At 42.8% G+C, this 13,616-nt stretch carries 13 protein-coding genes; 5 read left to right on the top strand and 8 right to left on the bottom strand.

The features are described from left to right. Nucleotides 1-196 precede the first annotated feature (196 nt). The 3 genes from F6J90_RS05420 to clpP form a co-directional block, all read right to left on the bottom strand. Nucleotides 197-385 (bottom strand): hypothetical protein, encoded by a 189-nt coding sequence (locus tag F6J90_RS05420; protein ID WP_293091445.1) that lies wholly within the window; start codon nt 383-385, stop codon nt 197-199. A 7-nt stretch (nt 386-392) separates the two neighbouring features. Continuing rightward, entirely contained in the window at nt 393-680 is a 288-nt protein-coding gene (locus tag F6J90_RS05415; protein ID WP_366513688.1) for an ABC transporter permease, read from the bottom strand. 270 nt (nt 681-950) lie between these two features. Further along, nucleotides 951-1,553, bottom strand: coding sequence for an ATP-dependent Clp endopeptidase proteolytic subunit ClpP (gene clpP / locus F6J90_RS05410; RefSeq protein ID WP_293091443.1), 603 nt, complete (start codon nt 1,551-1,553; stop codon nt 951-953). 1,771 nt (nt 1,554-3,324) lie between these two features. On the opposite strand from clpP, the gene lpxD reads away from it, so the two are divergent. Both lpxD and F6J90_RS05400 read left to right on the top strand, forming a co-directional pair. After that, the gene (lpxD, locus tag F6J90_RS05405; RefSeq protein ID WP_293091442.1) at nt 3,325-4,377 is read left to right on the top strand and encodes a UDP-3-O-(3-hydroxymyristoyl)glucosamine N-acyltransferase; all 1,053 of its coding nucleotides are present in this window, start codon (nt 3,325-3,327) and stop codon (nt 4,375-4,377) included. A gap of 426 nt (nt 4,378-4,803) precedes the next feature. Further along, on the top strand, nt 4,804-5,589 hold the full coding sequence (locus F6J90_RS05400; protein WP_293091441.1) for a hypothetical protein: 786 nt from the start codon (nt 4,804-4,806) through the stop codon (nt 5,587-5,589). A gap of 161 nt (nt 5,590-5,750) precedes the next feature. Here the strand turns inward: F6J90_RS05400 and F6J90_RS05395 are convergent, their stop codons facing one another. Next, nucleotides 5,751-6,308 (bottom strand): peroxiredoxin, encoded by a 558-nt coding sequence (locus tag F6J90_RS05395; RefSeq protein ID WP_293091440.1) that lies wholly within the window; start codon nt 6,306-6,308, stop codon nt 5,751-5,753. A 169-nt stretch (nt 6,309-6,477) separates the two neighbouring features. On the opposite strand from F6J90_RS05395, the gene F6J90_RS05390 reads away from it, so the two are divergent. Further along, nucleotides 6,478-6,630, top strand: a complete 153-nt coding sequence (locus tag F6J90_RS05390; protein ID WP_070390973.1) for a chlorophyll a/b-binding protein — start codon at nt 6,478-6,480, stop codon at nt 6,628-6,630. 756 nt (nt 6,631-7,386) lie between these two features. On the opposite strand, the gene rpoD is transcribed toward F6J90_RS05390, so the two are convergent. Together rpoD and F6J90_RS05380 are read right to left on the bottom strand one after the other, a co-directional pair. Continuing rightward, nucleotides 7,387-8,508, bottom strand: coding sequence for an RNA polymerase sigma factor RpoD (gene rpoD / locus F6J90_RS05385; protein WP_071102452.1), 1,122 nt, complete (start codon nt 8,506-8,508; stop codon nt 7,387-7,389). A gap of 915 nt (nt 8,509-9,423) precedes the next feature. Then, on the bottom strand, nt 9,424-10,092 hold the full coding sequence (locus tag F6J90_RS05380) for a polysaccharide deacetylase family protein (protein WP_293091439.1): 669 nt from the start codon (nt 10,090-10,092) through the stop codon (nt 9,424-9,426). A 26-nt stretch (nt 10,093-10,118) separates the two neighbouring features. On the opposite strand from F6J90_RS05380, the gene F6J90_RS05375 reads away from it, so the two are divergent. After that, the gene (locus F6J90_RS05375; protein WP_293091438.1) at nt 10,119-10,667 is read left to right on the top strand and encodes a hypothetical protein; all 549 of its coding nucleotides are present in this window, start codon (nt 10,119-10,121) and stop codon (nt 10,665-10,667) included. Between the two features lie 93 nt (nt 10,668-10,760). Here F6J90_RS05375 and F6J90_RS05370 read toward each other — a convergent pair whose 3' ends face one another. Beyond that, the gene (locus tag F6J90_RS05370; RefSeq protein WP_293091437.1) at nt 10,761-11,282 is read right to left on the bottom strand and encodes a DUF4330 domain-containing protein; all 522 of its coding nucleotides are present in this window, start codon (nt 11,280-11,282) and stop codon (nt 10,761-10,763) included. A gap of 437 nt (nt 11,283-11,719) precedes the next feature. On the opposite strand from F6J90_RS05370, the gene F6J90_RS05365 reads away from it, so the two are divergent. Continuing rightward, a complete protein-coding gene (locus tag F6J90_RS05365) occupies nt 11,720-12,628 on the top strand; it encodes a M48 family metallopeptidase (RefSeq protein ID WP_293091436.1) in 909 nt (302 codons plus the stop codon). 61 nt (nt 12,629-12,689) lie between these two features. Here the strand turns inward: F6J90_RS05365 and F6J90_RS05360 are convergent, their stop codons facing one another. Next, complete coding sequence (locus F6J90_RS05360) at nt 12,690-13,436, bottom strand: metallophosphoesterase family protein (RefSeq protein WP_293091435.1); 747 nt, start codon at nt 13,434-13,436, stop codon at nt 12,690-12,692. Nucleotides 13,437-13,616: the final 180 nt, after the last annotated feature.

The raw sequence follows: 13,616 nt of genomic DNA, 5'->3' as shown, positions 1-13,616 counted from the left end.
GTGTTGGTAGCTTGAAGGAGCTTCGAGCCAGAAGCCATGAGTCATAATCATTGATAAAAGAAATTTTTTCGGATAAAATAGGTTTTTTAACGGCGTTAAATTCTGTATTATAACCAATAATTCTGAATTATTATCCTAACTCCTGACTACGGTCTCATGGATTGGAGTCAACACTTCTGAATTTCTGTCATCGAACTCAGGTTAACATCATATTTATCACACTAATACCGCCAACTAGTAGGGAAATACCAGCAATCGCTGCCAACATCAGCGCTGCCAACATCAGCGTCAATGCTCCTGTGAAGGTATTGACAATTTCCAAGACATCTTTCTGGCTTTGGACACCAAAATTATCTTCACCATTAATTTTGTGCCTAAGCCGCAATAGATTTTCAATCGCTCACCAACCGATTGTTCCACTTCAGGTCTAGTTCCGAAATAAATCGCCCCTTGGCTACCTCAAAGCTACGAACTGAAAGAAACTCCCGAGTAGTTCTCATAACCTGGGAATTACTATTTCGGTTGCGGTAGGTGATTAACTGCCGATTGTTAATTTCGGGAGTCACTTCAGCAATAGTCCGGACTTGGTTAGCGATCGCTTTAGCGTCTCTCCAAACTAACATCTTAGGTAACTCAAATTTAGTCCGGCGAGCTTGGCGAGACCCCAGCAGCACAAACATTACATTTGGCTCTAGAGTCTCAAACTATTCTGTTACAAGCTTCTGAGCACCTTCCCCAATCCTGACCACGGCAATTACCGAAGCATTGCCAATGATAATCCCAACATGGTCAAGCTACTACGCCGTTTGTTAGCAACCAGCATCGTGACCGCCATTTTCAGGCTTTCTACAATGTCCATGTTTTAATCATTAGTCATTAGTCATTGGCATGCATCACTTTTGCCTTGGTCTGAACTCACTAATTAGTTTGTTGGGTTAGTTTTTTGGGAATTACTTTGTTGGGAAAGGGGTTGCTATGGGACGTCGCTCAATGACCTGGTCGATTAAACCATAGTCCTTAGCCTCATTCGCTGACATGAAGAAATCCCGCTCGGTATCCTCCTGAATCCTTTCCAGTGGCTGACCGGTATGTTCTGCTAAATACTTGTTCAGCTGCTGCTTGTGGTAGAGGATTTCTTTTGCTTGGATTTCTATATCGCTTGCCTGTCCCTGTGCTCCCCCCAGTGGCTGATGAATCATAATCCGGGAGTGGGGCAAGCTCATGCGTTTACCCTTAGCACCAGCACTGAGTAAGAAAGCCCCCATACTAGCTGCTAGTCCAACACAGATAGTGCAAACGTCCGGACCAACTTGATTCATCGTATCGAAAATGCCCATGCCCGCAGTCACTGAACCACCGGGAGAGTTGATGTACAGGTAAATATCTTTTTCCTGGTCATCAGCTTCTAGAAAGAGTAATTGGGCAACCACTAAGTTAGCTAAGTCAGAATCAATCTGTTGTCCGAGGAATACAATGCGCTCTCGCAACAAACGAGAGTAAATGTCAAAGGCACGTTCACCACGACCTGATTGCTCGATAACTGTAGGAATCATAAAAAATAAGCGTGAAATTTGTAAACCCCGTGTATGGGCAACTGGGGAGAAAAAACGAACACAAAGGGCGGTTAAAACCCCCTTGGATGAATGTGGGGAGAACAGATGCAGTTCATACCCGTTCCTGTTAACAGCCTTCATAGCCTATCGAAGCAGAACCTCATGTTTGCCTCGCGGCTTGTTATCGGTCGGTACTATCCTGTCAGAATGTAGAATTTAGAATTTAGAATTTAGAATTTTAAATTCTTCATTCCTCATTCTTCATTCTTCATTCTTCTGATGGCACTGTCTTACCCCTAGTAGGACTGTTTAACGATCTAGTTAATCAGCTTCGGACTGGCATCCCATCCTAAGGTAGGAACTTTAACCCTTGCCGATAACCTAGACTTCGCAGGTCTTAGGCTGGTCAGCTATCTTGCATGACTAGGCGAGGGAGTCCTCTCTAGGCAAGAGTAGGGTACTGACCCCAGGTGGGTGCTATATTGGTTTTTCTTTACATTGTAGCGACTAGCAAACTCTTGCTTTGGTTCTAATCTCGGCTACCCCCAATCTATTAAATTACACAGAATTATTTAGGAGCAACCCTTTGCACTGTGCCAGTCACTGAGGCGGAACATATAACTTGGCACTTATATGGTTGCTTAAATAAACTGGTAGAGTTAATTACCTTCACGGGTGTATCAATTTTTAGAAAGTTCGTATCTCAGTCAAGTAGCATCGTTTTCGATTGTTTCACCAAGACTATATATTCGGAATGAGGAGTGTGGCTCGTGTTTAAGAAAGTTTTTCAGGCACTTACTATCACAATATTGCTCAACTTACTACTTTATATTAGTCCACCAGATCCTGAACAGTCTGATGGTGTGCCGCCGTCACTAGAAACCCCAAAAGTGTTCTTAAGTTTGCTTTAGCACCACCAGACATGATTGATTAGTCGTTATTGACACTCCCCGTCCTGTAAGAACGGGGATTCTTAGTTCCTCGACATGCCTTGTCTTGATGCAGTCGCTCATGGGGGAAACCCCCAAGACCGCGCTGCATCGCTAAAATTAGCTATCCGTCAAAGGCAATATTTAAGCCAAATGCCCGTTAAAAACCAAACATCTAGCCTAATTTAACTAACCGAGCGTGGGCTTGTCTCCCTAAGCGTTGAGTTTCCTCAGTTTCCGTGTGCCGGAGACGAAACCTTATCAGAGGGTCGCCTTTATGGTTAGTCGGCTATGGGTAAAAGGGTTAAAACTTTTTGCTTAAGGCTCCACTCTTCTTACGGTAACTTCTAACCCCACGGTACTTTTGTTTTCAAAGTTTGCTTTACTGGTTTTCGGGATCTGGCACGGATCCATACGTTTTTAATGAGGTTTTTCGCGCCTCAAGTGCTAACATCGCAAAACGCTCGTGAAATTATGACAGTACCGACTTTTCCTGTCTGTGTTAGGCCACTATGCATATTCTAGCACATTACTTGAAAGCCGTCGTTCGCGTAGCGTGGCCAAAGGCCAACGAAGGACGGGGCTTGAAACCCATCTTTTTGGTCATTAAACGTTCAAGGTCTTAATTAGTTCCATCTATGGATGAAACTAAAGAACTTGTTGACTAATGACTAAAATATCCAAAGCCAATTGGAGTGATGGAATAACTTAAGGGCTAGGAACAGCCAAGATAACTAAGGCATTGTGAATCCGATGTAACTGACTCAATAGTAATGGTGCTTACTCCCCAACTTATCCTATCATTCCAGAAGTGAAATTCCATTCCCACCTATCTCCGAGCCATGAAATTTAGTCTTTTAATAGAACACCTGGGTAGTACAGCGTCTTTGTGCCATAGCCTGAATAGCGATACAGAGCTTAACCCTGAAATTACCGGAGTTGCTCCCATCGATCAAGCCACCCCAGGCACTCTCAGTTATATTGAGGGACCCAAGTTTGCCCACATGGTGGAAAAAACCCAGGCGAGTGCCTTAATTTTGTCCCTGGATGAAGCATTACAGGCAAAAGCGACAGAAAGAGGTATTGCTTGGGTAGGGACATCTGAACCGAGATTACTATTTGCTCATGCGATCGCATGTTTCTATCAACCCTTTCAACCAGCACCAGTGATCCACCCCACTGCAGTGATTGACCCAGATGCTCAGTTAGGAACAGATGTCTATATTGGACCTTTCGTCATAATTTCAGCAGGGGTAAAGATTGGCAATCAGGTCTGTATCCATCCTAATGTAGTACTATATCCTGAAGTAGAAATAGGCGATCGCACTGTTCTACATGCCAACTGCACTATTCATGAACGAAGCCGCATTGGTAACGATTGTGTGATTCATAGTGGTGCAGTCATTGGTGCTGAAGGGTTTGGCTTTGTGCCAACCCCCCAAGGGTGGTATAAAATGCAACAGTCTGGCTACACGGTCTTAGAAGATGGGGTGGAAGTTGGCTGTAACAGCACTATTGACCGTCCAGCGGTTGGGGAAACCCGCATTGGACGCAACACTAAATTAGATAATTTGGTACATATTGGTCACGGCTCTTTGGTGGGACAAAACTGTGCCTTGGCAGCCCAAGTCGGATTATCTGGAGGAGTGAAAGTGGGTAATCAAGTGCTGCTGGCGGGTCAGGTAGGAATTGCGAATCAAGTGAAAGTTGGGGATGGAGCAATTGTGACCGCTAAATCGGGAATCCACAAAGATGTAGAACCCGGAAGTGTAGTTTCTGGCTATCCTGCTATTTCCAACAAACTCTGGCTAAAAATATCTGCCATCTACAATCGGCTTCCGGAAATGTATAAAATATTAAAACAACTTGAGCGAAACTTTAAATATAAAAAATAAATAGGAAAACTTTAAAAAAGCTGAACAATCTTTGCTGTTCCTTTTGCTCTGATTTTGGAACAGTAATGAATTAACCTGAATTGAACAGATTCCTTTACAAAATCTTTACATTGGAAGCTTAGTGACAAATCAAAACTCTAATTTTAATTTTTAAAGGTTATAGTTAATTGTTTCTTCTCGGAAACTTAATGAATAAATATCCAAATATAAATATCTTGTAAAGATTACCTATATACATTGACTTTTAAGGAAACAACCGTGTAAAAATTTACACAATACGTTCATTAGTCATTAGACGATCATCAAACTGATCAGATTAATCAGGGTGTTAATACGGTTGGTGCTCATGTCAAAAGTTAAGATTGCCTCTGATTTTTCTGGAATCATCGTCGTTTCAACCTTTAGCGTTCTAGAAAAATTAATTTTATGTCCACGTCTCAAATGCCAAAACAGTCCACTTTAAGAAAAGAAATCAACTATCTGGTTGACTCGTCTAGTTTTTCTAGTGCTGAGCAACCAGTTAAACTAGTTAATGGTGGCTTTGAAGAAGGACTTAAAGGCTGGCAAAAGCTAGGACCAGGTGGGATCAAAAGAGCTAGTTTTGGCATTACTCCAACAGAGGGAGAAAAGCAGCTTTTACTAAGAACTAGCAATACCGAAGTCACCAGAACAGGCCAGCCAAAAGCGCCATCAGCCTCTAAACTAGAGGAGTTTTTATACCTGTCCACAGGAACTCTCGATTGTATTGCCCAGAAAATTTTAGACACCGTTGGCATATTTGGTACTTCTAGCAAGGTAGTCAGAGGTGCTGCTATCCAACAAATGATTACTCCTGGTGTTGGTGATACCTTAACCTTTGATTGGAATTTTCTCACCAATGAAGACGTGGGAGATGAGGCTATTGTTGCCGACTTCGCTTTCTTTTGCCTTAGTTCTCCCAAGTCCCAAATTGTCTATGAACTAGCTAACCCAATCCTAGGGGTCTTTAGTCAAGCACCGAACAACTTTTACAACCAAACCGGATTTAAAGCATTTACTCATACCTTCACTACTGCTGGAACCTACAGCCTAGGCTTTGGTGTTGTGAATGAATTGAGTAATCAAACTCAGTCTGGACTCATCATTGACAATGTTAAGCTAAGCAGCGCTACTGTTGATGATCCAGCTTCAGTACTCAGCCTACTTTCAGTAGCCTCCTTCAAGGATGCTTAAATAGGACTTAGGCACTCAAGCTATATGTAGAGCTATATCTAGAAATGAGTTGATTTGGTTAAACTCTATCTATATAAATTAGACCAGAGATATTACACCAGAGATTAGACCTCCTCAGGGCATAAATCTTGTTAAAGCTTAATCGTACGTGGGAAATCAACTCAGAAAGAAGTAGACATTAACTTATCCAGACGAGCCAGTACTTCCTGGCTATGAATTGCTGGTATCACACCAAGGAATATTTCCCGTAGAATGCCTTCTGGATCAATGATATAGGTATGGCGTAGGGACATAATACCTAGCCAAGAACCATAAGCCTTGCTCACAGAGCCATCGGTGTCAGCTAAAAGTGGGAAATGTAAACCCTCTGAGTCACAAAACTCCGCGTGAGAATCGACATCATCCACACTCACCCCTAGGATCTGCGCATTTCTCTCCATATATTTGGGCAAATCTTGCTGAAATCTGTTAGCTTCCAAGGTGCAACCACTAGTAAAGTCTTTGGGGTAGAAATAGAGTACGACCCACTTACCGTGATAATCGGAGAGGGACACCGAACCCTTACCAGTATTGGTTGGTAGGGTGAACTCGGGTGCGGGTTGATTTAGAGGAGGTTGTTTGCCACCGAGAGCATGGACAGGGTTGGCAAAATTTATCCAAGCTAGCAAAACGATAAAGCTAGCCAAAAGACTGCTGAGCAATGCGCGACGAGAGATCATGATCAAAACAGAAAATTATACTTTACATAAGTTTACATGATTGATCAACTAAGACTTTATACACAATTCATCCCGCTTGCCTATGCAGATAATTGACATTTAGCCAATAATTTGTTACATTTTTTAATATAAACGGGCTACACAGAGTAAATTAGCGGAGCAAAGAACCATGTCCAATCAAGAGTCTAACGAAGCCAAGTTCGGTTTCACGTCTAAAGCAGAAAACTTAAATGGTCGTCTAGCTATGATCGGCTTCATCGCTGCTTTAGTCACAGAATATATTACTGGTCAAGGTGTACTACACTTCTTGGGCTTGATGTAGTTCCCAATAGTTAGTTAAATTTGTCAATCTCAATAAATAGCTGGAGTTCTAGTGTTGAACTCCAGCTTTCTTATGTGTTTTTAGCTGATTATGTGTTTTTAGCTGATTCCATAGTTTGTTCTACGGAATGTCAGATACATTTAACCCGGTAATTCCCTGCAGATGCCGGAATCCGTGTATAGCACGTCAATTGTTAATTGACGAGGAGGTATCTCTTTTGGCTTTGCAGGAAAATCCCAAAAGCGCTTTTGCTTACAGCCAATGCATTTACGAAAGAACAACTTAACTGTTGTTTGATACTTCAATTGCTCTGAGCTCGATGATTGCTTCATTAGTCTTGATCACAGACTCCCAAATCTCAAGCTTCTGTGGCTGTTACGGCAATTCTACAAGGGTTATCCGACGACAAACCGGAAACTTCCCGCAGAATCATTGATTAGGACTTACCAGCTAAAATATCAAAACGGTGCGACCCCGTAATTTAATTCTTCAAACGGAAAGCGCACCGGAACTGATTTCTGGATAAGAATTGGGGTAAGGAATGCGATATAATGTCTGTTTGAATACTTATCATGTTTGGTTGATAGCCAATTGAAAATTGAAAATTAAAAATTGTTAGGAGTCAATTGACAATTAACATGCATGACACCAACCGTATTATATGTGATTAACCAGACTTCATATGAATCCCTATTCCCCACCCACTAGATGCAACGATAACAGAAAACCCTGATTGCTATCAAGCAGCAGGGTTTTCTATCGGATATATTCCTTGAGAATGCTATTGCGATTTGGATGGCGTAGTTTGCGAAGAGCTTTGGCTTCAATTTGCCGAATCCGTTCCCGCGTCACGTTGAAGATTTGGCCGATTTCTTCCAAAGTCTTCATCCGTCCATCATCTAATCCATAGCGTAGACGCAGTACATCACGTTCCCGGGGACTCAGGGTATCAAGCACACTTTCTAGGTCTTCCCGGAGTAGATTTTTGGAAACCTGATCTTCTGGGGTTTCACCATCGGCTTCAATAAAGTCTCCCAAGCGGGAGTCTTCTTCTTTACCAATAGGTGTTTCTAAGGAGATGGGAAGTTGGGCTGATTTGGCAATGAATCGCAACTTCTCGATGGTCATTTCCATCCGATCTGCAATTTCCTCTTCTGTGGGCTTGCGACCCATTTCTTGAGAAAGGAGTTTAGTAGTTTTCTTGATCCGCGAGATGGTTTCATAAAGGTGAACGGGTAAGCGGATAGTCCGGGACTGGTCAGCAATGGCACGAGTAATAGCTTGACGAATCCACCAGGTAGCATAGGTGGAAAACTTGTAGCCTTTTTCGTGGTCAAATTTTTCCGCAGCCCGGATTAAACCTAGAGAACCTTCTTGAATCAAGTCTTGGAATGAGAGTCCTCGATTCATGTATTTCTTGGCAATGGAAACCACCAAACGGAGGTTAGACTGTACCATTTTTTCCTTAGCCCGCCGACCGACGTGTAAGCGGTAACGGAAAGCTGGCAACTCCATATCGACCTCTGTTGCCCATTCCCGATCTCCAGGTTCCCGCTCTAACTGCTCAGACAAGCGCTCCCGCACTCGTTCTAATTCCAACAAATCAGCAATTTTACGGGCTAATTCAATTTCTTCATCAGCTCTGAGTAGACGAATCCTGCCAATTTCCTGCAAATAGAGGCGAATTGAATCTTCTGTATAGTGCTTCTTTTTGCTTTGGGTTCGGCGACGGTTAGATCGCCCCTTACCAGGCTTAGTATTTTCCTCGTCCGGTTGAGCGTCCACCAAATCATCTCGGTTCACGTCATCCTCAATCAAGACTTCTAAATCGCTCTGAGGTTGAGCGATTGTTGCGAGTAATTCATTTGCCTGGGTCATGTTTTTTCCTCATGCTCCTTCAGTTTCAGACCAGTAGATGATGTCCGTTGATCTACTTAAGATAGCTTAGTCAGTGAGAACCTTGTTTGTTGCACCCTATGGTGGGTCGAATCGCTTCAGCGGTAGGAATTAGATCGACTCTATTTCCTTGGACTTAACTTGCAGTGAATCTACTATCCATTTAAGTGTTAATACTGAATTTTGGGAAGACTTTTTGATTGTAGCCTTATTTACAAAATTTTGCTCTAGTGTTTATCTGAAAGATTTAGCTTATTTATCTGGTCAAAAGCTTTGAGAGTGTAGCAATAAGTACCCACTTTCCCTTATGCCTATAATATAGTCACTATTTTAGTACTAATGTTCTATAAAACCCAACAGTTGGACTTCACTAGGTTAATTAACTTGTCCTGTATGATAACCATTGACAAGCTCTGGGTCTAGGTAATGATTATTTTGCATTACTCTTGTAACACATAACCCTAGCCAATGTAGTAACACCCTAAGTGAAAGTACTGCCAAGTAAGTTTATTTAACCAGCTCCTAATTCGGTATTCCTCCGTAAGGGAATGGTGAACCAGGGCATCGGAAATACTCCAGATAAAGACGATGGGAACATTGCGTAGGGGAAGCAAGTCTCCTCGTCCGATGGAGCTTTCGGTTGATCATTATTTTAATTTCTAATTTTAATTTTTACGGTTTGCTCATTGTTTTTAAAATTGATCAGATTAGCTGAGCACTACATATAGCGTTTAACTGGATAGTCTAATCTATATGAAGTATATAAAGTCGGTAATTGGATTAATTAGTTCACTACAGGAGTAATGAGATGGAAAACCGGAAGGGTCTAGCAAAGCAGTTGTTATAGGAGTTTACGGTGCAGTGAGTGAGAACACCGTAAGTCAATCAACAAAACTACTAATTTTCCTGCCATAGCTGGTCAATGCTAACAAAGTTGTAACCTTGGTTCAATAGCTGAGGAATTAACTCAGCCGTAGTTTCAACCACATCTTGTCCTCCATAATAACCATCATGTAGGACGATCAGGGAACCGTTTTGAACCTGCTTTAGGACTCGCTCCACGATTATACTGACACCAGGACGTTTCCAGTCTTCTGGGACAACACTCCACATTACTGATCTATAGTTCCACTGGTGCAGTATATTCAAGGTTCGGGGCGTAAATAATCCGTTAGGGGGACGAACATCTTTTACCTTGTCTGGGTGAATCTGACAAGCTTGAGCGATCGCGTCTTGGGTAAGGAGCAAACTCTGCTGAAGGGCATCCCGTTTTAGAAAGGGAAAAGACTGATGGTAATATCCATGAAGTCCTAACCAGTGACCTTGTTGGTAAACCTCTCTGGCGACACTGGGTGCTTGGTGTACGCAAACACCCAACCAGAAAAAACTGGCTCTGACTTGGTAGCGGTCTAAGACTTGCAGTAACTTGGGAGTGTAGTGTGGATGGGGTCCATCATCGAAGGTCAGTGCGATCGCAGGTGAATTCGTTGCTCCTGACCACAGGCAATTGGGAAAGGCAGGTTTGAGAATTTGGTACAGAATAGGGTATAGGGGAGCAAATTGCATTTAGTCGTAAGTTTGGATGGGGTGGAGTGAATTTGACTAGTTTCCATGTCCTACTTGATCGCATTTTGCGGCGTCGCCAGATTATCTTGATGTTGATCGGCTTTTGTGTAGCAGTAGTGCTTAGCAGTTGTAACACTGTGATTATTACTGAGTATGAAGCTACAGCACTGACCACCTTAACCTGGCGAGTTGAGTATTCTATTAATTCAACAACTGATAGAGATCCCGATGTTGAGGAGTTTGCTTCCAAGTCCGTAGTCAACCGCAATGGTGAGAAACCACAAGGTGCTGTCACAGGACCTGATGACAAGGGGTTATGGTGGCCAGTTGTCCCACCAAAACCAACCATTGATGAGGTAGAACAGCGTCAGCGACTTCATCATAAGCCTAGCAACCCAGAGATGTTGCGTACAGTTAAATACAATATCACCTATAAAGAGGGGGCACAGACAGTTACACTACCTACTAACTATGACGTTTACCGGCAAGTTGCTAGAGCCTATCCTTACCGGAAACCTCTAAGGCTTACCCTGGGAATCAATGATGCTTCGGTGGAAAAAGCTGATACTAAGTGAGGTCAAGAAATGAGGACAAGGGCTCCCTTGCGGGTGCGCGAAGGTGAGGTGTATGGGATAAATTCTTAGTTCCATTAACCCCATCACTCGTTATTACTTCACTCTGACATTAATCACACTGGCGTTGAAGTTATAATCTCTACCTTCTAACTCGACTGGGGTACCAATTTTAATCTTGCTATTGCCCAGCACTACTCCATCCTTGGTGATTGTTGCTTTACCACCTAAGGTGAGTAACATATTAATCCCATAAAAGCTAGGTCTGGGATCTGGTAGTTCTTTGATAGAGCCATCTGGTTGTGGCACCAGGACACTTCTACGCAGAATTTTGACGGATTTGACGTCAACCTGACCATAGGGTTGCTTACGAATCACAATATTAGTCTTCTTGGTCTCCTCCAACTGATTGACCAACACATCTGGTTCAAGCAAGCTTAACCCCCGGACAATAACATCTACTTCTACTGGTTTGGTGCTATTGAGTTGGGCAACGGAACCAGACTCACCAGGAAAGAAGAAGATTCCTACAACTACCAACAAAATCACCAAGGCAGCACCGAAGTCGATAATGCTCACCTTGCCAAACAAACGTCCTTTAGAATCTACAATAGCCATAAACTTGGTTAGGTGTTGTTGCGAAAATTGTATAGTGTAAAGATAACTCCTTAAGGTTCGCTGGCTCTAGGTTGAATGGCTAAGGGGTTTCTAACCTAGTTATGAAGCGCTCCTCTTAAAGCAGGTCGGCTGTCAACTGCTTTTGATGTACCTAATACCTCATAACTAATACCTATAATTAGAGTTATCCATAAGTGGTGAGTGAGAGTAACGAACACCGGGTTTGTCTGTGGAACATATTACCCTATTTGGGGTTCAACCATAACGAGGAATGTTACTGGTCAGTAATTATGGCAGACAACTCCTAGTAGAGAGTTGACTTATGATGCTAAAGACAAGGCTCCTCTACAGCAAGCCATGGCTGCAAACCCTTTTTCCACTGGAACAAGGGATAGCTAAAATAATCTCTTTTCGATTTAATAATTCATAATTTTGCTATGTTCAGCAATATATTATCGATTTACTCCCGTTATCGACGTCATTTGTTGTATCCGTTAATCAGCATGCTTCTATCCCTGACTCTGGTGGTGGGAACAGCTCAGGTTGCCCAAGGGGTTCCCTGGTTAGAGCTGCTATTGCGTGGTATTCAGATTATCCAGTTATCTAATATGTCTGATCAACAGGAAGTCCAAATTGGTCAGCAAATTAATCAGCAACTTGTTGGAAAGCAATTTAAGCTCTATCGCAATCGGGAAATTAATCGCTATGTTGATCAAATTGGTCAGCGACTAGCTAAAAGAAGCGAACGCCCAGATATTAACTATACATTCCAGGTGGTCGATGATGGTAATATTAATGCCTTCGCTACCATGGGAGGATTTGTTTATATTAACACGGGTTTAATCGCAGCAGCAGACAATGAAGCTCAACTGGCAAGTGTGATGGCTCATGAGATTGGTCATATCGTAGGTCGTCATAGTATCCAGCAAATTAAGCAAGCCGCGATCGCTAGAGGTTTAGCAGAAGCGGCTGGAGTTGATAGCAACACGATGGTTAATCTGGGCGTGGAATTAGCACTACGTCGTCCCAACAGTCGTCAGCATGAATTTCAAGCGGATGAACTAGGTATCAAAAACTTAAAACAAGCAGGCTATGCTCCTATAGGATCAGTAGACTTTATGAAAAAACTCCTCAAGCAAAGAGGCTTTATTCCAGGCTTTCTGAGTACTCATCCGTCAACAGCAGACCGAATTGATTCCTTGGAGCAGTCTATCGATTCAAATCGTGCCTATGTTGGTGATGGATTAAACAATCGGGCTTACAAAAACAAAACTCGTGCAGTCCGCAACCAGAAAAAAGCTGCCCTCGAAAGGAGAACAGGTCGTGGAGGGCGAGTGCTCAGATAAGCACAGCTAGCTCAAGAGCGGCAAGCTTGCCCAATAGTCTTTTTGTTAACCTCTAGAACCGTCAGGAGGTACTCAACACTTGACGTCGGCATATTTTACTAGGTTCTATCTTGGTCACGGCTTCTTCCAAGGGGAATTGGCGAACATCACCCCGAAAGACGTTAACTTGATAAACAAGATTATTGGTAATGTCTAGACCCGTCATCCAACCACTTTTAGGATGATAAGCACCAGTGTCTATATCTAGCCAACCACAACCTTGGGCGATTGTACCGGGAGCCACTCCTGGTAAGGTGAAAGTCATGGTGTGACCCGTGATGATCAGCTTGTCGAGAAAGTAAGGTTCACGCATACTGTGAAATTCATCCCGAATCCAACAAAATTGCTCAACGGTTTGCTCCTCAATGGTCATGCGAGGATTAACCCCAGCATGAACTAGCCAGGTATCTCCTAAATCAATGTAGGTTGGCAGTGTTTTGATCCAATCAAGGTGATCTTGGCAGACTTTTCCACCATAGCTATTGATAGTACTTTCACCACCACTATAGAGCCAGGCTTGTCGTGTTGAGTTAGGTACTGAATTGTTACCGATAATTTCTAGTAACATCAGCTCATGATTACCTAATAAACAGGGGTGAGCGTTTTGCTTGACAAATTCCACAACCTGAGAACTCATCGGTCCTCGATCAATCAAGTCTCCAAGAAAATAAACGGTGTCGTCACTAGTGGGTGTGATCGCATCCAATAAGGCCATAAGAGGATTATAGTGACCATGAACGTCACCGATAACAATACGACGGTGGGTCATTACTTTACTTATCCAAATTTAATTGCGTTAAATATCAGGTAGACCCCTTCATATAAAATTTAAGGTTAATGGCTTTAGGCATCAGAGTTCTAGGTTAAATGGCTAAGCGGTTTATGACCAGCGTATGAAGCACCCCTCCTCAAGCACAGAGGCTATCAACTGCTTTTGTTGTACCTAATA

It is taken from the genome of Moorena sp. SIOASIH, from assembly GCF_010671925.1.
Lineage (GTDB): Bacteria > Cyanobacteriota > Cyanobacteriia > Cyanobacteriales > Coleofasciculaceae > Moorena.
The sequence above is the reverse complement of the archived record's forward strand: the minus strand, read 5'-3'. Positions and strand labels throughout refer to the sequence as shown.

Bases quoted from the DNA above. Each gene is read 5' to 3' on its own strand.
- F6J90_RS05360 (WP_293091435.1), bottom strand. From the start codon at position 13,436: ATGACCCACCGTCGTATTGTTATCGGTGACGTTCATGGTCACTATAAT.
- lpxD (WP_293091442.1), top strand. From the start codon at position 3,325: ATGAAATTTAGTCTTTTAATAGAACACCTGGGTAGTACAGCGTCTTTG.
- F6J90_RS05380 (WP_293091439.1), bottom strand. From the start codon at position 10,092: ATGCAATTTGCTCCCCTATACCCTATTCTGTACCAAATTCTCAAACCT.
- F6J90_RS05415 (WP_366513688.1), bottom strand. From the start codon at position 680: ATGTTTGTGCTGCTGGGGTCTCGCCAAGCTCGCCGGACTAAATTTGAG.
- rpoD (WP_071102452.1), bottom strand. From the start codon at position 8,508: ATGACCCAGGCAAATGAATTACTCGCAACAATCGCTCAACCTCAGAGC.
- F6J90_RS05390 (WP_070390973.1), top strand. From the start codon at position 6,478: ATGTCCAATCAAGAGTCTAACGAAGCCAAGTTCGGTTTCACGTCTAAA.
- clpP (WP_293091443.1), bottom strand. From the start codon at position 1,553: ATGATTCCTACAGTTATCGAGCAATCAGGTCGTGGTGAACGTGCCTTT.
- F6J90_RS05400 (WP_293091441.1), top strand. From the start codon at position 4,804: ATGTCCACGTCTCAAATGCCAAAACAGTCCACTTTAAGAAAAGAAATC.
- F6J90_RS05365 (WP_293091436.1), top strand. From the start codon at position 11,720: ATGTTCAGCAATATATTATCGATTTACTCCCGTTATCGACGTCATTTG.
- F6J90_RS05395 (WP_293091440.1), bottom strand. From the start codon at position 6,308: ATGATCTCTCGTCGCGCATTGCTCAGCAGTCTTTTGGCTAGCTTTATC.
- F6J90_RS05370 (WP_293091437.1), bottom strand. From the start codon at position 11,282: ATGGCTATTGTAGATTCTAAAGGACGTTTGTTTGGCAAGGTGAGCATT.